We start from the raw sequence: 24818 nt of genomic DNA on the forward strand, positions 1-24818 counted from the left end.
AGTTAGGTATTTTTAATTGGGAACGCTAAGTGTCACGAGAGCATTTGAATGGATAGCAGAGTGAGCTGGATTAAAAAAGACTCCTTTGCGGAGCCTTTTAGTCATCGTTCTATCTATTTGATAGCGAAGGTTGGCAATGACAAGTGCCAGCGAATAGCGCCAAGCCTAATCAATAGTGTCGTAAACACACCGGCCAAAAAGGCGGTTTCTGAGTCGTGTCCCATGTTGAGCGCCATGGTATGGAAAGTACCACCAATGATACAAGCGGTCGCATAGACTTCACTTCTTAGAATCATTGGCACTTCGCGTGCAAGCACGTCACGGATAATACCGCCACCACAGCCTGTGATAACACCCATGATAATGGCCACTAATGCCGAGTCTTGATAAATCAGTGCTTTTTCTACACCAATACCAACAAACACCGCTAAGCCGATCGCATCACATACCGGCAATATCCACCAAGCCAGACGCTTTGGACGTCTTACTATAATCATGGTCAGCAAACAGGTGGTGATGATAACCCAAAGGTAGGTGGTATCGGTGATCCAAAACACGGGAGTTGCTCCTAGTGCCATGTCACGAATAGTACCGCCGCCAATCGCGGTTACGCTGCCTAAAACGGCTACGCCAAAGGGATCCATCTTAAGACGGCCAGCGACAAATACGCCTGAGACAGCAAAAATGGCAGTGCCAAATAAATCGATAATATAAAGCAGCATGGAGTCCATGATACTGGTGCTCTTATGGTTGAAATTGTAGGGACAGGTCGGTGGCGAATTGTACGAAAAAACGCAGCAAATAGTTAGTGATTTTGCCTAGCTCTATCGAAGAAATCGCATACTTGTTGGAGCGCTTTCAAAGTTCTCGTCGTAGGGCGATTAATCCAGTCAGAGTTGAGTGACCAAATCTGATTTTGAGCGACCGCCGGGATCTCATCTTCCCAAGTTTGCCACATGGTTCCATTCTCAATTGCGTGCTGAGAAGTGAAGATCACTTGCGGCTTCCTTAACACAACTTGTTCAATGCCAACTTGCGGGTAAGGGGAAGCACTGTCTTCGAAAATATTGTGGCCACCACAAAACTCAAACACCTCACTTGGCCAGTGTCCTTGAGCAACAGTGATGATCGGCTTCTCACTGAGTTGGTAGAAGTAGTTTACTGGCTCGGCATCTTTGTATTTTAGTCTCAACGCGTTGAGCTGCTCTCTGTATTGTTGAGCGTTATTTTCGCCAATACTTGGATCGCTTGCGAATTGGCTAAGTTGCTCAATATTGGTCGCGATGTTATCTAGGCTCTTGGTTTTTGAGTAATAAATATTAAAACCAAATTGCTCCAGTTTCGCGAGTTCTCTGGGCGGGTTTCCCGCTGGCCATGCGAGAATGAGATCAGGTTGCAGGGCGATGATCTTCTCAACCTTGATGCCTTGGTAATTCGCCACTTTCTCTAGCTTGTCAGCTTGTATTGGATAATCACTTCGCTCACTCACCGCAACAAGCTTATCACCTAAACCAGCGCTGTATGCGAGTTCAGTGGCATGAGGAGCAAGGCTAACCACGCGTTGAGCCGGCTGTACTTGTTCTTGAGTCAGTGGTGCTTCTTCTGCAAATGATAAAGGCAGCCATAAGCTGGAAGACAAAATAGTAAGGCTTGTAACAAGTGCTGATGGTTTCACTCTAAATCCCTTGGTGAACAAATAGTAAGATTAGGCTTTGTAAAAATATCCAGATAGCGATGCGACCAAACAGCAGTTTTTGAAGTTGAGACAAGTGCAGGGCTGAAGGGGCGATTCTGCCGCCTAATTTTGCTCGAATAGCTTTGGTGTTGTCGTAAATCGCAGGGCCGCCCAGTGACAGCTCAAGCTTGTTGCCGACAGCAGTAATCAACCATGCAGGGCCGGGCAATGGCCAAGAGCGACTCTGAGCGAGCATCATCTTGAATGTGTGAGACGCTTTATCACCACATACAATCATTAAGGCAAACAATCGCATTGGTATAAATTCTAGGATAGCGACGATCTTGATTGCCGTGGATCCAAATGGAGAGAACTGCTTACGGCTTGGTGACCACGCTCGCGCTAATTCGACAATCAGGCGATACATTAAAGCGGCGATTCCACCACCAATGGCGTACCAGAATAAAACACAAACCACATTACGAGCGTAACCCATGATGATAGTTTCAGCAGCGGCTTTGCCAAGCCCAAGTGATGACAGTGATTCAGTTTGACGATTAACAATAGGCGCTAATAACTGGCGAGCCGTGGCTTTATCTTCTCGGCCAAGAGCTTTGATCAGTTGATTTGCCAACTTTTCATTGTTACGCCAATCAATGGCGAGTAACAACAGCGCTAATTCAAACAGTTGTGATTGCCAAACCAGTGGCTGCAGTGCCAATAGAATAACCAGAGCAGGCAAGACCATTAACCCCCAAGCTAAAGTGCCTGAGATTAAGCTTTGGGAATAATTCTGATTGTTATTAACCTTAGTTGCTAAAAGTTCAGCAAACTTATGCCATAAGGTCGTGGGGTGTGCGGCATGGGGGATAGGTAAAATTAAATGAAAAAGCAGTGCTCCCCACATTACAAGGAGCACGCCATTTGCAAATACCTGATCAAACAGTGTTTGCATGTCTAGTCGCTTACTTTAGTAGGGCAACCATCTTGATAACCATCTCAGAAGAGCTTTGCGCTGCAAGTGGCAGGAACTCTTCGAAGCTCATTGGTGATTCTTTGTCTGCAACGTCAGAGATTGCACGAACAACCACGAATGGTACTTGGAATTGGTGACAAGCTTGAGCGATAGCCGATGCTTCCATCTCTACAGCAACCACTGATGGGAAGTGCTTGCGGATGAACGCTTGGCGTTCTGCTGTGCAAACAAACGCGTCGCCAGTACAGATAAGGCCACGAACGGCGTGCTTATCTTCCATTTGTGCTAGAGCTTGTTCTGCAACAGCCATCAGCTTGTCATCTGCCTTGAATGCTGCAGGTTGACCAGCCATTTGGCCGATTTCGTAACCGAAAGCTGTAACGTCAGCATCGTGGTGACGAACTTCAGTAGAGATAACCACATCGCCAAGGTTCAGTGTTGAATCAAAACCGCCAGCAGAGCCAGTGTTTAGAACGACATCTGGTTGGTATTCGCTTAGCAGGATTGAAGTACCAACAGCAGCTGCTACTTTACCAATGCCTGATTGAAGCAAAACAACGTCAACACCATTTAGCTGACCAGAGAAAAAGGTACAACCGCCTTTATTAACTTCAGTAATGTCTGAAATTGCTGCTTTTAGGATCGCAACTTCTTGCTCCATTGCGCCAATGATGCCGATTTTCATGTGTAGTCTCTTAATAAATAATATTTAAACAGTAGAGCGAAATTGTAGCATGGAAGAGAAGTGTCGAGCGACAACCCAGAAGCACTTCTCATCCGAATACAGACGATTTATCTGTGTATTCTTTTATCTATTTGATTAAGCCTTCGTTTTTCAAGCTAGCACGAAGTTGATCCGCTCGTTTTCGGTTTACGCCAAAATCAGAATGGCCAGTGCGAGACTCTGAACGCACGATCAGTTTGCCATCAGTGATCTTAAGCTCTAAATCATCGACAAAGCGTATGATGCGAGAAGTACATTCAACACGTAGGTAATCTTCGGTTTTACTCGCGGTTTTCGAACCCGGTAAGGTTAATGCAACCTGCTCAATCGCATCTAAGTTTGCTGAATCTGATAACTCAAACGCGGCCAATGCATGCTGCTCACGGTCATCTTGAGTTGATACGCAGTTTGGTTTGTCTCCACAAGGTGATGAAGTTCTGTCTTTCATGTCCGTGATTCCTTGGCTGCAAGCGGTTAAAGTCAAAAGAGATAGAGAAAGGAGAGCGGCTTTTTTCATAGTGTGTCCTATGGCGTTGTTTTTAATTCTAGTTGTAGTTATCGGTATTGGCTTGTTTGTCATTGTTTTACGTATTTACGTATTTACGTATTTACGTGATGCTTGTGATAAACGAATCTAATTCAAAAAAGGATCCATAATTGGATCCTTTTTTATAGTAACGAACTGAGTAATAAAGGAAACCCAATCACACTTCTAGGTAATCCAAGATCCCTTCTGCGGCTTTACGGCCTTCATCGATAGCGGTTACCACTAAGTCAGATCCTCGAACAGCATCGCCACCAGCGAATATCTTGCTGTTGGTGGTTTGGTATTGAAACTCTTGTTTGCCGGGAGCCTTGATGCGCCCCCATTGGTCGAGCTCTACACCAAATGGTTCTAGCCATTCCATTGCATGAGGTTGGAAACCAAATGCCATGATCACGGCATCAGCTTCAAGAACATGCTCACTGCCTTCAACCGGTTCAGGACGACGGCGGCCTGCCTCATCTGGTTCACCCAAGGCTGTTTTCACCACTTTAACGCCAGTCACATGACCGGATGAATCGGTTTCCAGTGCTAATGGTTGAAGGTTGAACATGAACTTCACGCCTTCCTCTTTTGCATTTTTCACCTCTCGGCGAGAGCCCGGCATGTTCGCTTCATCTCGGCGATAAGCACAAACAACATTAGCAGCGTGTTGACGAATTGACGTTCGGACACAGTCCATTGCAGTATCACCACCACCAAGCACGACTACTTTCTTGCCTTTCATGTCGATGAATGGCGTTGGGTTATCCAGCTCCATGACCTTGTAGGTATTGGAAACAAGGAAGGGTAGGGCATCATAAACGCCCGGTGCTTCTTCGTTGTCTAACCCAGCACGCATGTTTTTGTAGGTGCCGACACCTAAGAAAACGGCATCATAGTCATCGACTAATTGTTGCAGCTGAACGTCTTTACCGACTTCGGTATTCATTTTAAATTCAACGCCCATTCCACTAAAGATACGGCGACGATTTTCCATGATGCCTTTCTCAAGTTTGAACGATGGGATACCAAACGTCAGTAGACCGCCGATCTCCGGATAGCGGTCAAACACAACAGCTTTTACGCCATTACGGACTAGGATATCAGCTGCAGCAAGACCTGCTGGGCCTGCGCCGATGATAGCGACCTTTTTGTCGGTCCATTCAACGTGAGACATGTCTGGCTTCCAGCCCATCTCAAACGCTTTGTCATTGATGTATTTTTCAATATTGCCGATGGTTACTGCGCCGAAATCGTCGTTGAGCGTACAAGAGCCTTCACATAGACGATCCTGAGGGCAAACTCGTCCGCAAACCTCAGGCAAGCTGTTGGTTTGATGGGACAGTTCAGCCGCTTCGATAATGCGCCCTTCATTGGCAAGCTTGAGCCACTGAGGGATGTAGTTATGAACTGGACATTTCCATTCACAGTAAGGGTTACCACAGTCTAAACAGCGGTCAGCTTGCGCTTTGGCTTGTTGCTTAGTGAAAGGTTCGTAGATCTCTACAAACTCAATCTTACGTATCTTGATTGGCTTCTTCGCTGGATCTACGCGATTCACATCAATAAATTGGTATACATTCTGGCTCATTATTGGCTCCTTCCAATTATTGCGCTTGAACACGAAGTTCAGCAGAGCTGCGGCTTTGGTGACCGAGCAAGGTGTTGAGATCCGCCGTCTTCGGCTTCACTAGGTAGAACTTTGGAATCCATTCATCAAAGTTCGCCAGAATAGCTTCAGCGTGTACTGAGCCAGTCTCTTCTAAGTGCTCAGCAATCAGGCCGCGTAGATGTTCTTGGTGGATAAATAGGTCAGACAGAGAAAGTGCTTCGACCGACTCGTTGTTTACACGGCCTTGGAAGTCTTCATTCTTGTCCATGACATAAGCAAACCCACCTGTCATACCGGCGCCGAAGTTCACTCCGGTTGCGCCAAGAATGGCAACAATACCACCGGTCATGTATTCACAGGCATTGTCACCTGCACCTTCAATCACGGCAACGGTGCCTGAGTTACGCACGCCAAATCGTTCGCCTGCAGTACCTGCTGCAAATAGCTTGCCTCCGGTCGCACCATACAAACAAGTGTTACCTATGATGGTCGCTTCGTTACAAACAAATGCAGTGCCTTGGTGAGGTTTGATAACCACCTTACCGCCCGCCATGCCTTTGCCGACATAGTCATTGGCATCGCCTGTCAGATACAGCTCTACGCCGCCAGCGTTCCAAACCGCAAAGGATTGACCTGCTGTGCCATCGAGATATAACTTAATTGGTGACCCCGCCATACCTTGGTTCCCGTAACGTTTGGCAATTTCGCCAGAGATACGAGCGCCAATCGAGCGATCGGTGTTGATTACGTTGTAGTAAAGGCTGGTGGATTGACGTTTCTCAATCGCATCGATTGCGTCATCAAGGATCTGTTGGTTGAGTTGAGCCTTATCAAACGGTGCGTTTGGCTCTGTCCAAAACAGTGGGTGACCTTCTGGAGATACCGGAGCTTCCAATATCGAAGAGAGATCGAGCTTGCTCTGTTTCGCCGTGAGGCCTTGAACGGCTTCAAGCAAATCAGTACGACCAATCAGATCAGTAAGTTTTTCTACGCCAAGTTCTGCAAGGTACTGGCGAACTTCATCGGCTAGGCCGGTAAAGTAGTTCACCACCATGTCTGGTAGGCCTTTGAAGTATTCGCGGCGTAGGGTTTCATCTTGCGTAGCCACACCTGTCGCACAGTTATTTAGGTGACAGATTCGCAAGAACTTACAACCCATTGCGACCATTGGTGCGGTACCAAAACCAAAGCTTTCAGCGCCTAGAATCGCGCCTTTAATGACGTCGAGGCCGGTTTTTAAACCACCATCGACTTGCAGGCGGATCTTATGACGAAGTCCGTTGGCGACGAGTGCTTGTTGAGTTTCGGCTAAGCCAAGCTCCCAAGGACAACCTGCATATTTCACTGAAGTCAGTGGGCTTGCCGCGGTACCACCGTCGTAACCGGAGATCGTAATCAAGTCGGCATAAGCTTTCGCTACACCCGTGGCAATGGTGCCTACACCCGGTTCAGATACTAATTTTACTGAAACCAAGGCTTTAGGGTTAACTTGCTTAAGGTCGAAAATCAGCTGCGCCAGATCTTCGATAGAATAAATATCGTGATGTGGAGGAGGAGAGATCAGAGTCACGCCCTGAACTGAGTATCTCAGTTTAGCTATTTCTGCCGTGACTTTATGACCCGGTAGTTGACCGCCTTCTCCTGGTTTCGCACCTTGTGCGACTTTGATTTGTAGAACATCCGCATTGGTTAAGTAATGTGGCGTCACACCAAAACGACCAGAAGCTATCTGTTTAATTCGTGAGTTGCGATCAGTCCCAAAGCGTCGTGGATCTTCACCGCCTTCACCAGAGTTAGAGTAGCCACCTAAGCGGTTCATCGCCATGGCCAGCGCTTCATGAGCTTCTGGGCTTAAGGCACCAATCGACATGGCTGCCGAGTCGAAGCGCTTAAAGAGATCGCTACTTGGCTCGACTTGTTCTAGAGGTAGAGGTTGTTCGGCTTTTTTGAGGCTCATTAAGTCGCGCAGCATAGCAGCAGGACGAGCATTAACTTGCTTCGCAAAAGATTTATAATCTGATGTTTCGCCTGTCTTTACGGCGGTTTGCAAGGTACTGACTACGTCTGGGTTGTAGGCGTGGTATTCGCCGCCATGTACGTATTTGAGTAAGCCACCATGTTCCAGTGGTTTACGTTTAGTCCATGCTTTACGAGATAGGTTATAGATATCTTGTTGGAAGTCGCTAAAGCTAGCACCTTGGATACGAGTCGTTACGCCACGGAAACACAAATCAACCACATCGGTATGTAAACCGACCGCCTCAAATAACTGCGAGCAGCGATACGAAGCAATTGTCGAGATACCCATCTTCGACATGATCTTATACAGACCTTTGTTGATACCGTTTTGGTAATTTTGCAATGCAGTGCGATAGTCTTTATCTAATGAACCATCGTCCAACATTTTGCCCAGAGCTTCATAAGCGAGATACGGGTAAACCGCGGTGGCGCCGAAACCAAGCAATACTGCAAATTGGTGTGGGTCACGTGCGGTTGCTGTTTCAACCACGATGTTAGCATCACAACGTAGGTTGGTGTCTGCGAGTCGAGTTTGTACTGCACCGACAGCCATTGCTGCTGGAACGGGTAGCTTACCTTTCTCTAAACCTTTGTCTGAAAGCACAACCAAAACGGCGCCGTCACGTACATCTTGAACCGCACGATCACACAAGTCGTTGATGGCTTGTTCGAGATCTTTTTCTGCTGGGTCATAGTGCATGCTAAGAATCGTATGGCCATAATGCTTTTGATTTAATTGCAGAAGTTGCTGCATATCAGAATAAAGCAGAACGGGTGAATCAAACGTCACACGGTAAGCATGCCCATCGGTTTCACAGAACACATTCATCTCTTGGCCGATACTGGTTGCCAGAGACATAACGTGTTTTTCACGCAAAGGGTCAATTGGTGGGTTGGTGACTTGAGCAAACTTCTGACGGAAATAATCAGTGATGAGACGCTCTTTAGAAGACAGCACTGCCATTGGCGTATCGTCGCCCATAGAACCGACCGCTTCTTGTCCCATGTCACCGAGTACACGCAGTACTTGGTCTGACTCTTCGTTGCTCATTGCAAACTGTTTTTGATAGGTCTTTAGGGTGTCATCATCAAAATTACGCTTACCGACTTGGTCATCTGCTAGTGCTGAAAACGGTGTTAACTTGTGAACGTTCTTATCCATCCACTCTTTATATGGGTGACGGCCTTTAAGATCATTGTCGATCTCGTTCGACTGCCATAGCTTACCGCGACGCGTATCAATAACGAGTAATTCACCCGGGCCAACACGTCCTTTCTCTGCCACTTCGTCTGGCGCATAATTCCAGATACCGACTTCGGATGCCAAGGTGATTAGGTTGTCTTTTGTGATCACATAGCGAGCAGGGCGTAATCCGTTTCTGTCGAGGTTACATGCAGCATAACGGCCGTCAGACAGTACGATACCCGCAGGGCCATCCCACGGTTCCATGTGTTTTGAGTTGAAATCGTAAAAGGCACGAAGCTCAGGATCCATGTCTGGGTGGTTTTGCCAAGCGGGCGGCACAAGCATACGCATCGCTCGGAACACATCCATACCACCGGCAAGGAATAGATCGAGCATGTTGTCTAAGCTTGAGGAGTCTGATCCTGTCTCATTCACAAAAGGTGCGGCCGTTTGTAAATCGGGCAGCAGCGGTGAAGAGAATTTATAGGCACGAGCCTTGGCCCATTGACGGTTACCTTCAATGGTATTGATCTCACCATTGTGCGCCAAATAACGGAATGGTTGAGCCAATGGCCAACGCGGTTGTGTGTTAGTTGAGAAACGCTGGTGGAACAGACATATTGCTGATTCCATACGTAAGTCAGCAAGATCGAGGTAAAATCGCGGAAGATCGGCGGGCATACACAAGCCTTTGTAGACCATGACTTGAGTCGACAGGCTACAAATATAGAAATCTTTGTCTTCGGTAATCTGCTTTTCAATTCGACGACGAGCGATGTATAGGCGTCGTTCGATATCGCGTTCACGCCAACCCGCAGGGGCCGAGATAAACACTTGCTGAATATTGGGAACAGAATCTTTGGCGATTGGGCCTAATACGTCGGTGTTGGTTGGCACGATACGCCAGCCCGCTACGGTTAAAGTCTCTTGAGCGAGCTCTTTATTGACGATGTCTTGCGCCGATTGCGCTTTGATTGGGTCTTGGCTGAAAAAAATCATGCCGACAGCGTATTGCTTGCCGAGCTTGAAGTTATTCTCTTCAGCAATAATTCTGAGATAAGAGTCGGGCTTCTGTAGCAATAAGCCACAGCCATCTCCGGTTTTACCATCCGCAGCGATACCACCACGGTGTGTCATGCGATCGAGGGCTGAAATAGCAGTTCGTACCAACTTATGACTCGGTTGGCCTTCCATTTGCGCTATTAAACCAAATCCACAGTTGTCTTTTTCAAGACTAGGATCATATAGAGCCATTGCAATTCTCCCTTTTGCTTCGCTGTCATCCAGACAGTAAATGACTAACTATTCATGTACTTGTTATTTTTTATGAACTTATAGTTTGTTTTTAGCTAGCTAAAACGTTATTGGTTGTGTTAACAAAACCGATTGGTTTTATTTTCATCAGCTTTACAACGTATAGCTAATTGTGTTTAAGGTCAAGTTCATGGTTAATTATCATGTGTAAACGCGATTAGCCACGTAATAATCTAAAATAGTCGATGAAGATCAATGAGATATAAAAGCCAGATGTTAACGGGATTTAACATGCACTGCTGGAGTGATTGAGAAAGAGTGGAAGGCCAGATAGAAAAAAGGCTAGCATCGAGTGCTAGCCAAATATAAAAGTTAGGAAGGGTGTTGCTTTTTCCCTAGGCTAACGTCATCGACGCTAGCCCGAGAAATATTATGCGGAAAGCATGAGTGAATCTGCTTTCGCTTCTAAGTTTGAGTTACCCATTAAGAAGTCATCAATGGCAATTGCACATTCACGACCTTCATTAATACAACGTACAACCAGAGATTGGCCAGTACGCATATCACCAGCAGCGAAAACGCCTTTCTGGTTCGTTGCAAAACCTTCAGAAGCAACGTTACCGCGCTCGTCCAGTTTAATGTCTAGTTGAGCAAGCACGCCTGTTGGCTCTGGGTGTAAGAAGCCCATCGCTAGAAATGCCATGTCACAAGGGATAACACGTTCAGAGTTCGCTACTTCATCAAAACCTGGACGTTCGCCTGGTTTCGCGTCTTGCCAAACGATGTCAGCGATACGAAGTCCGGTTACATTACCGTTATCGTCAGAGATGAACTCTTTAGTCAGGATGTTCCAATGACGTTCACAACCTTCTTCGTGAGAAGTGGTGGTCTTCATGATCATTGGGTACTGAGGCCAAGGCATATTAGCAGGGCGCTTCTCAGGTGGGATCGGCATGATCTCAACCTGAGTAATGCTTGCTGCTTTATGACGGTTTGATGTACCCACACAGTCAGAACCCGTATCACCACCACCGATAACCACAATGTGCTTATCTTTAGCGTGAAGCTCTTCTGTTTTTAGGTCTAAGTCGTTGGCACGGCGGTTGTTTTGACCAAGGAATTCCATGGCAAAGTGAACGCCTTTCAGCTCACGACCTGGGATTGGCAAGTCACGTGGAACCGTAGAACCACCCGTTAGCAATACCACATCAAACTCTTGGCGTAGCTGTTGAGCATTAACATCAACACCGATATGTTGGTTCACTTTAAACTCAACGCCAGCTTCAGCCATTAGGTTGATCTTACGATCAATCACGTCCATACCCAGTTTGAAATCTGGGATACCGAAACGCAGTAGGCCACCCACTTTCTCGTCACGTTCAAATACCGTCACAGAGTGACCGGCACTGTTTAGTTGCTCAGCAGCAGCTAGACCAGCGGGACCTGAACCTATAACGGCAACGGTTTTACCCGTACGTGAACGAGGTATTTTAGGTTTTGCGTACCCTTCACGGTACGCAGTTTCTACAATTGTTTTCTCGATATTACAGATAGTGATTGGGTCTTGGTTGATGCCAAGAACACAGGCACTTTCACAAGGAGCAGGACAAACACGACCTGTAAACTCAGGGAAGTTGTTGGTAGAGCTTAGAATGTTCCAAGCCTCTTCCCAGCTGTCACGATAAACAGCGTCATTGAATTCTGGGATGATGTTACCAATCGGACAGCCGTTGTGACAGAAAGGTACGCCACAGTCCATACAACGAGATGCTTGAGTACTGATCTTTTCACCAAACTCTTCGTTAAGTACGAACTCTTTGTTGTCTTCAATTCGAACTGACGGGTCGAGCTTTTTTGGAAGCTCACGACCGTGTTCTAAAAATCCAGTAGGCTTACCCATTATACTGCCTCCACTTCTTCCGTTTGTGCCTGTTGTGCTTCAGCTTTACGCTTCTCAAGAACTGCTTTGTAGTCGCGTGGCATTACTTTAACTAGTGATGCGACACTTACTTCAAAGTTGTCTAGGAAAGACTGAGCAACTTCACTTCCTGTGAATTCAACATGCTTCGTTAGCATATCTAGTAGAAGATCTTTATCTTCTTGTTCAATTGGATCTAGGTCTACAAGTTCTGCGTTGAGCTTGGTTTCGAAGTCACCTGCTTTATCCCAAACATAAGCGACACCGCCACTCATACCTGCAGCAAAGTTACGGCCCGTTGAGCCAAGGATAATTGCCGCGCCACCTGTCATGTATTCACAACCGTGGTCACCAACACCTTCAACAACAACCTTCGCGCCAGAGTTACGAACACAGAAACGTTCGCCAGCCATACCGCGAATGAAAGATTCACCTGAGGTTGCACCGTAGAAACATACGTTACCCACCACGATATTATCTTCCGCAACGATAGTAGATTTAGCATCTGGGTATAGTACCAAAGTACCGCCAGACAGACCTTTACCCCAGTAATCGTTCGCGTCGCCTTCTACTTCGAACTTAACGCCTTTCGCAAGGAACGCACCGAAAGATTGGCCAGCACTACCGTGGAACTTAACGTTCATTGGCTGTGGTAAACCTTGGTCTTTGTAAACTTTCGAGATTTCGTTCGACAGCATCGTGCCTGCTGAACGGTCCGTGTTGATGATAGGGAACTGAGCGGTAACCGCTTCACCTTTCTCAAGCGCTGGGATTGCAGCCTGAATCAACTTACGGTCTAGAACGTCTTCAAGATTATGATTCTGTGTTGTCTGGTTGTAGATACCATCTTCTGCACGAGCCTGCTCAATGTGCAGTACTGGTGTTAGATCTAGGTTCTTGTACTTCCAGTGACCGATGTCATCACGAACTTTAAGTTTGTGCGATTGACCAACCATCTCATCAATAGAGCGGAAGCCAAGTTCAGCCATTACTTCACGTAGACCTTCAGCCATGTATTGGAAGAACGTTACTACGTCTTCTACGCGGCCGTCGAAACGCTCACGAAGAGTTTTGTTTTGTGTTGCGATACCAACAGGACATGTATTCTTGTGACACTTACGCATCATGATACAGCCTTCAACAACTAGAGCAGCTGTTGCTACGCCCCATTCTTCAGCGCCAAGTAACGTTGCGACTGCAAGGTCACGTGGTGTTTTCATCTGACCATCAGACTGAACAACGATACGGTTACGTAGGCCGTTTTTCAGTAGAGTTTGGTGAGTTTCCGCTAGACCCAGTTCCCAAGGCAGACCAGTGTGACGGATAGAAGACATCGGAGATGCACCCGTACCACCATCAAACCCTGCGATAAGTACCACGTCAGCTTTCGCTTTTGCTACACCTGATGCAATAGTACCTACGCCTGCTTCTGATACTAGCTTCACGTTGACACGGCCGTTACGGTTCGCGTTTTTCAGATCGTAGATCAGCTGAGCCAAATCTTCGATTGAGTAGATATCGTGGTGTGGCGGTGGCGAGATAAGACCTACGCCCGGAGTCGAGTGACGTGTTGCACCGATCCAATCATCTACCTTATCACCAGGTAGTTGACCACCTTCGCCAGGTTTCGCACCTTGAGCCATCTTGATTTGCAGCTCATCAGCGTTAGATAGGTAGTAAGACGTTACACCAAAGCGGCCAGAAGCCACCTGTTTGATTGCTGAACGTTCCCAGTCACCGTTTTCTTTACGTTCGAAACGAGCTGGATCTTCACCACCTTCACCTGAGTTTGATTTCGCGCCAATGCGGTTCATTGCAACAGCTAGTGTTGAGTGAGCCTCATGTGAGATTGAACCAAAGCTCATTGCGCCGGTTGCGAAACGCTTAAGGATGTTCTCGATGGGTTCTACTTCTGCAAGAGGAATAGAGCCAGCAGGATTCTTGATGAAGTCCAGTTGACTACGTAGCGTTGCTGCGTTGTCGCCTTGGTCATCGACTGCTTTTGCGTACTTCTTAAATTGACCGTAATCTTTGTTACGCGTCGACTCTTGAAGTAGAGAAATGGTTTCAGGGTTGAATAGGTGCTTCTCACCACGTTGTTTCCACTGGTAAACACCGCCAACATCAAGGATCTGAGCTGGGATTTCACGAGCTGGGTAACCAACACGGTGACGAACTAACACTTCTCGTGCGATATCATCGATCGTTAGACCTTGGATACGAGAAACAGTACCAGTGAAGTATTTTTCCACCACTGACTTGCTTACACCAAGTGCTTCAAAGATTTGTGCACCGTGATAAGACTGTAGCGTAGAGATCCCCATCTTAGAGAAGATCTTCAGTAGACCGCCGTTAACACCCTTACGGTAGTTATCGAATAACTCACGTGGATGAACGTTTGGATCTAGCTTCTTAGTTCGTTGCAGTTCAACAATCGTTTCAATAACTAGGTATGGGTTAACTGCGTTCGCACCGTAGCCGATAAGCGTTGCAAAGTGGTGTGTCTCACGAGCATCGCCCGTTTCAACAACAATGTCACACTTAGCTCTTAGACCTTTACGGATAAGATGGTGGTGAACCGCGCCAACTGCCAGCATTGCTGGAATAGCAGCGTGGGTAGAGTTAACCGCACGGTCTGTCAGTAGGATGATAGAGTAGCCATCAATCACGGCGTCTTCTGCGTATTGGCAGATACGCTTAAGTGCGCGCTCTAACTTACCGTTGTCTCCGTTTGCTTGGAATACGATATCCAGCGTCTTCGCTTGAAGGTGCTCGTTATCGATTGCACGTAGCTTCTCTAACTCAGAGTTAGACAGAACTGGAGACTCAAGTTCTACTTTTTGACAGTGTTCAGGCGTTTCAGCAAGTAGGTTCTGATCCTTACCTAGGTAAGTGTTCAGAGACATAACCATACGCTCACGAATTGGATCGATTGGCGGGTTAGTTACTTGTGCAAATAATTGCTTGAAGTAGTTTGAAAGGTGCTGCGATTGATGGGAAAGAATCGCTAGCGGCCAGTCAGCGCCCATTGCAGAAAGTGGCTCGTAGCCTGTTTTCGCAAGAGGTAGAATGATTTCGTTTACTTCTTCAGAGCTCACACCAAACGATTGTTGTTTATGAAGCAACTTTTCTGGAGAAGGTTGGTTAAATTCGTTGTTCGCATCTGGTAGCTTTTTCAAGCTCAGAAGGTTCTCTTCAACCCATTTTTCGTAGGGTTGTGCTTTAGCAATACCGTCTTTCACTTCTTCGTCAGAAATGATGCGGCCTTGCTCAAGGTCAGCAACGAAGATACGACCAGGCTGTAGACGACCACGGTATTCAACGTTTTCTGGTGCGATTTCAACTACGCCAGATTCAGACGCCATTACTAGGAAGTCGTCTTTCGTTACTGTGTAGCGAGAAGGGCGCAGACCGTTACGGTCAAGAGTTGCACCAACTTGAACACCATCGGTGAAACATACTGACGCTGGGCCATCCCATGGTTCCATTACGTTCGCGTGGTACTGGTAGAACGCACGACGAGTTGGATCCATGTTTTTGTTTTCTTGCCATGCTTCAGGGATCATCATCATTAATGCGTGTGGCAGAGTACGACCTGAAAGAACAAGTAGCTCAAGCGCCATATCGAAGTTTGATGAATCCGAGCTACCTTCCTGACAGATAGGAAGCAGCATGTCGATTTCAGCTTGTGTAAACAGATCCGACTCTAGGATTGCTTCACGTGCTTTCATCCAGTTTAGATTGCCGCGAACCGTATTGATTTCGCCATTATGCGCGATGTAACGGAAAGGCTGAGCCAGACGCCAACGAGGGAATGTATTGGTAGAGAAGCGAGAGTGTACAAGTGCTAGAGCTGTCACCATAGTTGGGTTTTGCAGGTCTAGGAAGTACTGAGGAACTTGTTCTGTTGTTAGCTGACCTTTGTACACCAATGTCTTGTAAGACATAGAGTTGATGTAGAAGTCGTCACCGATGTTTGACACGCTTTCTAGGCATACACGAACAGTGTAGTTACGTAGAACATACAGTTTACGCTCAAGCTCTTCTGGTGTGATACCAGGGCCGCCAGAAATAAAGACGTGTTCAAATTGAGGTTCAGTGCTTAGTGGGTCAGCACCAATCATTGAATTGTCAGTTGGAAGTTCACGGTAACCGATCACTTCTAACTCAAGGCGCTGTGCATTGCGTTCTAGAATGTCACGACACTGTGCACGTTTGTATTCATCCTTAGGGAAAAGTACAACACCAACACCATATTTTTCAAAAGATGGCAGTTTAATTCCAAGCTTTACGGCTTCTTCTAGTAAGAATTCGTGTGGCTTCTGTAGCAGGATACCTGCACCATCACCAGAACACGGATCACAGCCTTGGCCGCCACGGTGTTCCATACGTGCAAGCATATCGAGTGCTTGAGTTACTACATCATGAGATTTGCGATTCTTAAGATGAGCAACAAAACCGATACCACAAGCGTCATGCTCCAATTCAGGAGTATACAGACCCTGTGAGTTCTGCTCTTGATCTACCATAGATACATCCTTCCAGTTAAATCTAGGCGCAACTTCTTTGTATAAAGTTAGCCTTGTCCTTTTATATTTATGGGTCTAAACCTGCCTATGCTGGCGGTTTGAATCCTTTCCGTATCTCGCAGGAAAAGTATTGCGAGAAAAACAATCCTTAGTGATATCCGTTTGTTTTTGACCACAAACTAGTGGTTTATATAGGTGGGGTATGGACATCACCGACTTATTGGCAAGTTTTCGATGTAAGTAAACACTCAGAAATAGCCAATATGTGTAAGTATCCTACAATTTTGTCTAGGCGAATTGCAATGAAAGTTAACCGATGTAGACCATTTTTTTCGTTTTGTTTTGAATTTAATGCCTAACAAATGTGCAACATTAGGCAAATAGAGCTTATTTTTTTGCATGTTTATTGATATTTGATAGGTTGCTCGCAAAAATCCTTGCGTAAACTAATTGGTCGAATTTTGCAGGGATGTAATTTTTTTTCAAAAAAGACTGATATTCATTCTTATTTACTTGAGTGCTTTGAAAATATGCAATTACACGAGTTAGTTAATACTATCGGCCAAGATCTCCAACGTCGTTATGGCGAGAAGGTTCACAAGCTGACACTCCACGGTGGGTTTAGTTGCCCAAACCGAGACGGGACAATTGGCCGTGGCGGTTGTACCTTCTGCAATGTAGCTTCTTTTGCCGATGAACAAACTCAAGTTCAAAGTATTGCTGATCAATTAACAGATCGTGCGGGTGAAATCGCTCGTGCCAAGAAGTATCTTGCTTATTTTCAGGCGTACACCAGTACTTACGCTGAGGTGCAGGTACTCAAGAATATGTATGAAGAGGCTCTAAAAGCACCCGGAGCAGAGATTGTTGGCCTTTGTGTTGGCACGAGACCAGACTGCGTGCCTGATGCAGTACTGGACCTGCTCGCGGAGTACGTTAAGCAAGGTTACGAAATTTGGCTAGAGCTCGGCCTGCAAACAGCCAATGATAAAACCCTCAAGCGAATTAACCGCGGACACGATTTCACTGTGTATGAAACGATCACCCAGCGCGCACGTGCTTTAGGAATCAAGGTATGTACTCACCTTATTGTCGGCCTGCCCAAAGAAACCAAAGCGGATAACCTTGAAACTCTAGATAAGGTATTAGCGGCTGGCACTGATGGTATCAAGCTTCACGGGCTTCATATTGTTGAAGGCAGTACCATGGCTAAAGCCTGGAAGGCAGGAAAGCTAGAAGCACCAAGCCTTGAGGAGTACATTGATATCGCGAGTGAGATCATTCAACGCACACCAGCGGACGTGGTTTATCATCGTGTATCTTCTGCGGCGAGACGCCCGACACTACTCTCCCCTTTATGGTGTGAGAACCGCTGGTTGGCGATGACTGAGATTGGTCGTTCGCTTGATAAAACCGGCGCACAAGGCATTAAAACAGGCTTTGCATTCGAGTACACGCAACCTGTTTTAAACGCGACCAATTGATAGGAATGGGTGACTGTAGGTAACAGCAGATAAAACCAACAAATAGTGGTAACATTTCCCTCACAGAATTTATAAGTATAGATTGAGAACAGATGGAACTGGTAATGACTTGGTTATGGGATAGGGCGTATGGCTACGGTATTTATATCGTTGTTGTATTGCTGATTGCTCTCATCTGCTGGCATCTCTACTCTCGTTATCAGTCGCATATCGAAACGCTTCTACTTGCTACCCCGTCGCCACTCTACTTTGTTGATGTTCGAAGTGGCGAAATACTCTATGCCAATCGCCAAGCCATGCAGTTGCTTGGTATCCGCCAAATCGGTGTTAATTTTCGCTTTCCTACTGTGGAAAGTGAGAACAGCTTTCGTCACTACTTAACCAATCACATTAACTCTCGAGCCTTCGAGCAGGTCTCCCTGTGGGCGCTTTCTGAATTTGAGTCGTTCAAGATCAACTTGGTCGGTCGTAAGATCCATTTTAGAAATAAGCAGGCTTGGATGATTCATGCCTCACCTTATAAGAACACTAACGAAGAACTGTCCCAAGAAGTTCGAGAACTGAATGTTGCTCGTACCGCGTTGGATTCTTTGTCTGAGCTGATCTACGTGAAAGATCAAAAGGGTGAGTTGGTCGCGAGCAATCGTTCGTTTAAAAAGTTTTGGCACGGTCGCCCAGAAGAGGGCACCTTGAGTGTTTCTGGTGGCGCATTAAAAGGCCGTGTTAGTGAACGTTCGTGGACAACCGATCAGGACGGCAAAGGGTGTTTGCTCGAAACCTATCAAAGTGTATTGCTCTCGCAAGATGGAGAAACCATCGGCACGCTCTCTATCAGTCATGATGTGACCGACTGGCATGACATGCAGCAGAAACTGCGTGGTGAGATGGAAAGGCGTAAAGATACCGAAGTGGCTCTTGCTCAGCGTGACACCATCTTACAAAACATCTTAGAAGCGAGCCCTGACTCCATTGGTATCTTCAATGAGAACATGGTGTATCAAGCGTGTAATAAGCCGTTTGTGGCGGCGCTGGGTATCTCTGAAGTGTCGGATTTAGTGGGTAAGCGCTTGCAAGATGTGGTGCCTAATAGCATGTACTTACGTCTTTCTGATACGGATCAGCAAGTGCTTCATCAAGGTAAATCGCTGCGTTATATCGATAAGGTGGTTTCCAGTGATGGTGAGTTCACTTGGTATGATGTTGTGAAGTCACCGTTTAGGGATCCGGCTTCGAGTACCAATGGTGTGTTGATCATGGCGCGTGATATCACCGAGCGTTATTTAGCGGAGCAGAAACTTGAAGAAGCGAACCTTGAACTTGAACGTTTGAGCTTTATGGACAGTCTTACTCAAGTCTCTAACCGACGTCGTTTTGATGAGCAGCTGTCTACATTGTGGCATCATCATGTGCGTGAGAAGTTGCCGTTGACGATCATGCTGTGTGATATCGACTTCTTTAAAGGCTATAACGATTTCTATGGACACCAACAAGGAGACGATGCTTTGATTCAGGTTTCACAAGCCTTTAAGCAGGTGTTGAATCGCTCTTCGGATTGCGTGGCTCGATACGGTGGTGAAGAGTTTGGCTTTATTCTCCCAAACACAACCACAGAAGGTGCGCTTATGGTAGCTCGTCGAATTCATGATGAAGTGCAAAAACTAGGACTCGCTCATCAGAAGTCGACAGTGTCAGACTCCATCACGGTGAGTATTGGTATTGTCTCTTATATACCAACACCTGATGACGAAATGGAGTCTGCTGTTGCCTTGGCTGACAGTGCGTTGTATCAAGCGAAATCTGATGGTCGAAATCGTTCGATAGTGCATCCATACTCTATTCACTAACTTTATAGAATGGGTAACTTAGTGACTCCGTCTTTGTCTTATTTAGCATTTATATTACTTGGTTAATATTTATGTGGCTTGGCTAGTATTGATATTGCTTGGTTAGTATTAATATTGGTTGATTAACCTTCGATATTACCGCTAATCTCTTGCTGCGTGTGATGTAGCTAGCTTACCTACTATCTTCAAACAAGGTAGAATGTTGCTAGTCTTATCGCGTGGAGCGCTAAATGAAACCCATGAAAAATCTTGCCCAGTATTACGTGGATCTGCTCGTAAAATTGGGGATTGTCCGCTTTTCTATCTTACTCGCCCTAGCGCTTGTTGCCCTTGCTGTTGTTGTACAAGTCGGTATCACCCTCGCACTCAAAGGTAATGTTGATGATATCGACATTGTCCGTTCGGTTTTCTTCGGTTTAGTGATCACACCTTGGGCGGTCTATTTTCTCTCAGTCGTGGTCGATCAACTGGAAGAGTCTCGCCAAAGGTTGGCTAAATTGGTCTCTAAGCTGGGTGACATGCGAGAGCGAGATCAAGAACTCAACAATAAACTGCAACTCAATATCGAAAAGCTCAACCAAGAAATTGAAGATCGTGAAAAAGCAGAAGAAGCGCGTGCAGAAGCAATGCATGATCTTGAGAACGAAGTGTTTCAGCGTGAGCGAACTCAGCTTGAATTAGCAGAACGTACGGCGCTGTTGCGTTCGTTTATCGATGCCTCGCCTGACCTCATTTATTATCGCAATGAAGATGGGGTGTTTTCAGGTTGCAACCGAGCGGTTGAAGAACTCACGGGCAAAACAGAAAAAGAGCTAGTTGGTTTGACGCCTTGGGATGTCTACAGCAAAGAGGTCGCTCAACAAGTTGTTGAAACAGATAAGAAAGTATTTTCTGACAACCAAGCGCTGACCTATGATCAATGGCTAGAATACCCTGACGGACGTAAGAGTTACTTCGAACTGCGTAAAGTCCCTTTCTACAGTAAAGATGGTCGCCACCTTGGCTTGGTTGGTTTTGGTCGTGATATTACCGAGCGTAAAGAGCACCAAGAATCACTAGAGAAAGCCAGTCGCGATAAGACCACCTTTATCTCAACCATTAGCCACGAGCTAAGAACACCGCTCAATGGCATCATCGGCTTGAGCCGCATGTTATTGGATAGCCAGCTGACGACCGAGCAGCGTAAGCAGATGCAAACCATCAAGGTGAGCGCGGTAACATTGGGTAATATCTTTAACGATATTATCGACATGGATAAGTTCGACCGCCGTAAGCTTGAGCTATTCCCAACCCCTATCAATTTTGAAGATTTCGTTGTTGAGATCGAAAGCATTTCTGCGTTAATGGCAGAGCAGAAAGGGTTGAGGTTTGATCTAGAAAGATTGTCCGATCTCCCATCTGCAGTTGAGGTGGATGGTACTCGTCTTAGACAGGTATTGTGGAATCTTGTAAGCAACGCGATGAAGTTCACCAAAGATGGTGGTGTCGTGATGACGGTCAGCGCTGAAATTGATGGCGATTTTGCTAACATCACGATGGAAGTAGAAGATACCGGGATTGGTATCCCTGAAAGTGAAATCGAGAAGATCTTCGCGATGTACTATCAGGTGAAATCGGGAACTGACAATTTACACGCTGTCGGTACCGGAATTGGTCTTGCTGTATCTCAACAGCTGATCAATATGATGGATGGTCACATTGAAGTCACCAGTGAAGAGGGTTTTGGTAGTACCTTTACGGTTTCGATTCGAGTTCCAGTTAATCACGATACTCAGGCTTTGATCAAAACGCCCAGAAAGCAGTCCAACCTTAAGATTTTCATGGTCGAAGACATTGAGCTCAATATCACAGTAGCTCGTTCTTTACTTGAAAGCCTAGGGCATGAAGTGACAGTCGTAATGACGGGTAAAGAGGCACAAATCGTTTTCAACCCGAAAGATTATGACTTGGTATTACTGGATATCCAGTTACCAGATATGACTGGTTTCGACATTGCCCAATACTACCGCGAGAAATATAGCCAATTGCCGCCTTTGGTGGCATTAACCGCGAATGTATTAAACAATAAGCAAGAGTATTTCCAGAAAGGTATGGATGAAGCGATCAGTAAACCACTGTCGGTTCGTGCAATCCAGGATGTCATCAGCGAGTTGATTGAGGATGCCCCAGAGGTTATTGAGAAAGCCGAGGGCATTGATACAGTAAAGGATGTTGAAAAAGTAGCAGGTGTTGAGAAAGTAACAACGAGTAAGCCGGCTCTTTCAACGATTGATACCACTTTGCTTGATATTGATATGCTAGAGTCTTATGTTGACATTGTCGGGTCGAAACCTGTTTTGGATAGTATCGTGATGTTTGAAGATATGATGCCGGAATATATGGAAATATTGAATTCCAATATGGTTGCGAAAGATCAAGACAGTATCGTTTCTGAGGCACACAAGATTAAAGGTGCAGCAGGTTCCATTGGCCTGAAACGCATACAGCAAGTTGCTCAGAAAGCTCAATCTCCAGATATGCCTGCGTGGTGGGAGAACATTTCAGATTGGGTTGATGAAATAAATAACGAATACCAAAATGATATTGAAGTCTTAAAGAGTTGGTTAAATCAAAGGTAGAAGAATGATGAAAAAATTAGCATTTGCCGCATGTGTAGTAGCATTAGCGGGTTGTTCTGCGCCACAAGTAGAATGGCAGCAAGATAATCAAGTCGAAGTATCTGCAGCGACAGTCACAATGAAAAGCAACCTGTGGCACAACAAAATGCCTACGATTGGGGAGGCTCAAGATAAGACTCTACATGGTGCTATCTACCTAGAATCTGACTCACAATTACCAGCAACACTTGCGGTTGAGAGTGTGACGGTTAAACAGGGTGCAGATACCTTGTTGGTAACAGCTGACGATCTAGATTTAAGAACACACAGTGAAACCCAGTGGGAAGTTGCTTTTGTATGGCAGTTAGAGATCGACAGTGATAAGCCTGTTGATGTTGCGATTGAACTCAAAGATGGCGAAACCGTGAAGTGGTTAGTCGAGAAAGACGTTAAGGTAGATACGGTTTACTAAAACCTTAGCGAACAATGAACAATAAAAAAGGGAGAATGCGTTGGCATTCTCCCTTTTTAATAACGATTGATCACGCTTCGATTGCTAGAAGTACTAACTGTTTATAAGTACTACCTGTTTATAAGTACTAACTGGTTAGAAGTGCTATCGGTTTAGAAGTGCTAATCGACGGCAAGAACTAAACGGCCAGAAGCGCGAATCGAATTAGTCTTCTAGGTCACCACAAAAGCGGTAGCCTTCACCGTGAATCGTCGCGATGATTTCTGGTGTACCAGAAACAGATTCAAAGTGCTTACGAATACGACGGATTGTTACGTCTACAGTACGATCGTGTGGCTTAAGCTCACGCCCAGTCATCTTCTTAAGAAGGTCTGCTCGTGTTTGGATCTTACCTGGGTTCTCACAGAAGTGAAGCAGAGCACGGAACTCTGAACGAGGTAGCTTGTAGCCTTCGCCATCTGGGCTAACCAGAGAACGACTGTTGATATCTAGTACCCAACCATTGAACTCGTACTTCTCAACGCTACGCTTTTCTTCTTGAACAGAGCTTGTGCTCATTGAACGGTTCAGAAGGTTGCGTGCACGGATAGTCAGCTCACGAGGGTTGAAAGGCTTTGTGATGTAGTCATCTGCGCCGATCTCTAGGCCAAGGATCTTATCAACTTCATTATCACGACCTGTTAAGAACATAAGCGCTACATTTGCTTGCTCACGCAGTTCACGAGCAAGTAGTAGGCCATTCTTACCTGGAAGGTTGATGTCCATAATTACAAGGTTAACTTGGTTGTCAGATAGCACTTGGTGCATCTCTTCACCGTCGCTAGCCTCAAAAACAGCATATCCCTCTGCTTCAAAAATACTCTTTAGAGTGTTACGAGTTACTTGCTCATCTTCAACGATAAGAATCTGCGGGGTTTGCATTTGGCGGTACCTAAATTTGTGACGAAACTGTGCTAATAGAATAAATTCTAGGCAAAACATAACATACAGGTAATGTATTTTTGATGATAACTTAAAGTTTTCAAAAAAACACTTACTTCCAGCTATCTGCCTTCCTTGAAGTATTGCCCAATAACGTAGATCCAGTACGCCTTTCAATCATTCTTTTAGTGATTTAAGAGGATTCTATAATGTTAACAGCATGCTAACAACGCGAGAATGTTAATTCCATTCACTTTGTTGATTTACATCAATTGCCGTATCGCAACAAACTTTAATAGTATGGCTACAACTTAACCAATGTTATGGTGACTATTTAGCACCAAAATAAGAATGATTATTCGAGATGTTTCTCACATCTTGCTTGCTAAAGACCGGACTATGAACCAAGGAAGCTGAAAGCTATCCTTAGAGTCTAGTAGATAAATATGCTCAATCAACTTTTATTTCGTATTAAATTGGGCATAGAACAATGAAAACAAAGGATTAATTTTAATAATATATAAAAGCATAGAGGCTCGCCTGACTTAATAGGTTTGCCTTACTCACGGAGGATATATGCACGATATAACACCTGACTTATGTGATGAGTTTGAAAGCAAAGTCACGCTACTGAATATGCCATTGCAGAACTTCGGCCAGCGTGGTGCGTTCTGGGGAAAAATTGTAACAGTTCGTTGTTATCACGATAATTCCAAGGTTCGTGAGGTTTTAGAGACCGATGGCTGCGGCAAAGTACTCGTTGTAGACGGTAATGGCTCGTGTCAAAAAGCGTTACTTGGCGACCAATTGGCTATTCTAGCCATCGAAAATGGTTGGGAAGGCGTAATTGTGAATGGTGCGGTGCGTGATGTTGCGATGATGGCGCAGATGGATCTTGGTATTCAAGCTCTCGGAGCCTCTCCATTTAAAACCGAGAAGCACGGTGTTGGGCAAGTGAATGTGACGCTCTCTATACACAATCAACTGATTCAGCCCGGTGATTACATTTATGCCGATTGGAATGGTGTGTTAATTTCAACGGAATTGTTGATTGAATCTTAACGGGCTCATCAATAAAGAA

15 protein-coding genes and 1 pseudogene are annotated in these 24818 nt (G+C 45.7%); 5 read left to right on the plus strand and 11 right to left on the minus strand.

Going from position 1 to position 24818, the window contains the following annotated elements; all coding sequences use genetic code 11:
* Positions 1-113 precede the first annotated feature (113 nt).
* The 9 genes from OCV30_RS02690 to gltB (OCV30_RS02730) all read right to left on the minus strand — a co-directional run bounded on the left by OCV30_RS02690 (position 114) and on the right by gltB (OCV30_RS02730) (position 16419).
* Positions 114-731 carry a TRIC cation channel family protein gene (locus OCV30_RS02690; RefSeq protein WP_009848396.1) on the minus strand — a complete coding sequence of 206 codons (618 nt, stop codon included), beginning with the start codon at positions 729-731 and terminating at the stop codon, positions 114-116.
* A gap of 74 nt (positions 732-805) precedes the next feature.
* Positions 806-1675 carry a vitamin B12 ABC transporter substrate-binding protein BtuF gene (btuF, locus tag OCV30_RS02695; RefSeq protein ID WP_065680324.1) on the minus strand — a complete coding sequence of 290 codons (870 nt, stop codon included), beginning with the start codon at positions 1673-1675 and terminating at the stop codon, positions 806-808.
* Between the two features lies 1 nt (position 1676).
* Entirely contained in the window at positions 1677-2630 is a 954-nt protein-coding gene (locus OCV30_RS02700; RefSeq protein ID WP_065680323.1) for a cobalamin biosynthesis family protein, read from the minus strand.
* Between the two features lie 10 nt (positions 2631-2640).
* Positions 2641-3336 (minus strand): 5'-methylthioadenosine/S-adenosylhomocysteine nucleosidase, encoded by a 696-nt coding sequence (gene mtnN, locus OCV30_RS02705; RefSeq protein WP_017100512.1) that lies wholly within the window; start codon positions 3334-3336, stop codon positions 2641-2643.
* Between the two features lie 127 nt (positions 3337-3463).
* Positions 3464-3892, minus strand: coding sequence for a DUF1499 domain-containing protein (locus OCV30_RS02710; RefSeq protein ID WP_065680322.1), 429 nt, complete (start codon positions 3890-3892; stop codon positions 3464-3466).
* A 187-nt stretch (positions 3893-4079) separates the two neighbouring features.
* Positions 4080-5492 (minus strand): FAD-dependent oxidoreductase, encoded by a 1413-nt coding sequence (locus tag OCV30_RS02715; protein ID WP_009848402.1) that lies wholly within the window; start codon positions 5490-5492, stop codon positions 4080-4082.
* Between the two features lie 16 nt (positions 5493-5508).
* The gene (gene gltB / locus OCV30_RS02720; RefSeq protein ID WP_065680321.1) at positions 5509-9972 is read right to left on the minus strand and encodes a glutamate synthase large subunit; all 4464 of its coding nucleotides are present in this window, start codon (positions 9970-9972) and stop codon (positions 5509-5511) included.
* Between the two features lie 430 nt (positions 9973-10402).
* Positions 10403-11872: a glutamate synthase subunit beta gene (locus OCV30_RS02725; RefSeq protein ID WP_065680320.1), complete on the minus strand. Its 1470-nt coding sequence runs from the start codon at positions 11870-11872 to the stop codon at positions 10403-10405.
* A complete protein-coding gene (gene gltB, locus OCV30_RS02730) occupies positions 11872-16419 on the minus strand; it encodes a glutamate synthase large subunit (RefSeq protein ID WP_017098323.1) in 4548 nt (1515 codons plus the stop codon). The genes OCV30_RS02725 and gltB (OCV30_RS02730) overlap by 1 nt, the downstream gene beginning before the upstream one ends.
* 530 nt (positions 16420-16949) lie before the next feature.
* Here gltB (OCV30_RS02730) and mnmL point away from each other — a divergent pair.
* The 4 genes from mnmL to OCV30_RS02750 all read left to right on the plus strand — a co-directional run bounded on the left by mnmL (position 16950) and on the right by OCV30_RS02750 (position 22816).
* Complete coding sequence (mnmL, locus tag OCV30_RS02735; protein ID WP_009848406.1) at positions 16950-17903, plus strand: tRNA modification radical SAM protein MnmL/YtqA; 954 nt, start codon at positions 16950-16952, stop codon at positions 17901-17903.
* Positions 17904-17995: 92 nt separating this feature from the next.
* Positions 17996-19747, plus strand: a complete 1752-nt coding sequence (locus tag OCV30_RS02740; protein WP_065680319.1) for a sensor domain-containing diguanylate cyclase — start codon at positions 17996-17998, stop codon at positions 19745-19747.
* Positions 19748-19977: 230 nt separating this feature from the next.
* Positions 19978-22365, plus strand: coding sequence for an aerobic respiration two-component sensor histidine kinase ArcB (gene arcB / locus OCV30_RS02745; protein ID WP_065680318.1), 2388 nt, complete (start codon positions 19978-19980; stop codon positions 22363-22365).
* Positions 22366-22372: 7 nt separating this feature from the next.
* Positions 22373-22816, plus strand: coding sequence for a hypothetical protein (locus OCV30_RS02750; protein WP_012603236.1), 444 nt, complete (start codon positions 22373-22375; stop codon positions 22814-22816).
* Between the two features lie 204 nt (positions 22817-23020).
* On the opposite strand, the gene arcA is transcribed toward OCV30_RS02750, so the two are convergent.
* Positions 23021-23737, minus strand: a complete 717-nt coding sequence (gene arcA / locus OCV30_RS02755; RefSeq protein ID WP_004741534.1) for a two-component system response regulator ArcA — start codon at positions 23735-23737, stop codon at positions 23021-23023.
* A gap of 371 nt (positions 23738-24108) precedes the next feature.
* Positions 24109-24267 (minus strand): annotated as a pseudogene (locus OCV30_RS22880) (ribonuclease activity regulator protein RraA).
* Positions 24268-24313: 46 nt separating this feature from the next.
* Between OCV30_RS22880 and OCV30_RS02760 the strand changes: the two are divergent.
* Positions 24314-24799 carry a putative 4-hydroxy-4-methyl-2-oxoglutarate aldolase gene (locus tag OCV30_RS02760; protein WP_017098326.1) on the plus strand — a complete coding sequence of 162 codons (486 nt, stop codon included), beginning with the start codon at positions 24314-24316 and terminating at the stop codon, positions 24797-24799.
* Positions 24800-24818: the final 19 nt, after the last annotated feature.

The organism is Vibrio atlanticus (assembly GCF_024347315.1).
GTDB lineage: Bacteria > Pseudomonadota > Gammaproteobacteria > Enterobacterales > Vibrionaceae > Vibrio > Vibrio atlanticus.